The sequence below is a fragment of the Micromonospora globispora genome, from assembly GCF_003857015.1.
Taxonomy (GTDB): Bacteria; Actinomycetota; Actinomycetes; order Mycobacteriales; family Micromonosporaceae; genus Micromonospora; species Micromonospora globispora.
The window spans coordinates 1-1,001 of sequence record NZ_QGGF01000769.1 but is presented as its reverse complement, the minus strand read 5'-3'; the positions used below and the strand labels follow the sequence as shown (position 1 = coordinate 1,001).

Here is a 1,001-nt window from a genome sequence, read left to right as displayed (position 1 = left end):
CTGCCCGCCCTGCAGGGCGCGCTCACCGCTCGCGCCGGCTCCCGGCTACTCGGCCTCGCGGTCGCGGCGGCCGCCCCGCTGGGCCGTCGCCTGGCCCGTCTGGTCTCCCCGACATGACCGGACCGGCGGTCCCGCTGCGGTTCGGGTACGGGACGAACGGCTTCGCCAACCACCGGCTGGTCGACGCGCTGGCGGTCATCGCCGATCTGGGCTACCAGGGGGTGGCGCTGACCCTGGACCACGACCACCTGGACCCGTTCGCGCCCGGGCTGGCCCGCCGGGTCGCCGCGGTGCACCGCCGGCTGAGCTCTCTCGGCCTGGCCGTGGTGATCGAGACCGGCGCGCGCTACCTGCTCGACCCCTGGCACAAGCACGCTCCGACGCTGTTGCACGACGACCCCTCCCGCCGGGTCGAGTTTCTCCGCCGGGCCGTCCGGATCGGCGCCGACCTGGGCGCGGAGGCGGTCTCGTTCTGGGCGGGGGTACGTCCGCCGGACGTTCCGGAGGCCGTCGCCCGGAACCGCCTGGTGGCCGGCTGTGCAGCCGTCTGCGCGGAGGCCGAGGCGGCCGGTGTGCCCCTCGGGTTCGAGCCCGAGCCGGGGATGCTGGTCGAGGAGATCGCCGGCTGGCGGTGGCTGCGGGACGCCCTCGGCGCGCCGCCCCGCTTCGGGATCACCCTCGACATCGGACACTGCCGCTGCCTGGAGCCGCTGCCGGTGCCGGAGTGCGTGGCGGCGATCGCCGACCACCTGGTCAACGTCCAGATCGACGACATGCGCCGGGGCGTGCACGAGCACCTGGAGTTCGGGGACGGCGAGATCGACTTCCCGCCGGTGCTGCGCGCGCTCGCCGATGCCGGCTACCGGGGCCTGGTGGCGGTCGAACTGCCCCGGCACTCGCACGCCGCGCCGGCCGTGGCCGCCCGCTCGATCGACTTCCTGCGCGCCGCCGCCAGCGCGGCTGCCCACGCGGTCCCGCCGCCCGGTGCGGCCCGGGTGGCC

Annotated in this window: 1 protein-coding gene; it reads left to right on the top strand. The window is 76.5% G+C overall.

The window, feature by feature from the left end; genetic code table 11:
* Positions 1-113 precede the first annotated feature (113 nt).
* The coding region (locus DKL51_RS33600; RefSeq protein ID WP_148097936.1) for a sugar phosphate isomerase/epimerase family protein at positions 114-1,001 on the top strand (888 nt) is incomplete at its 3' end.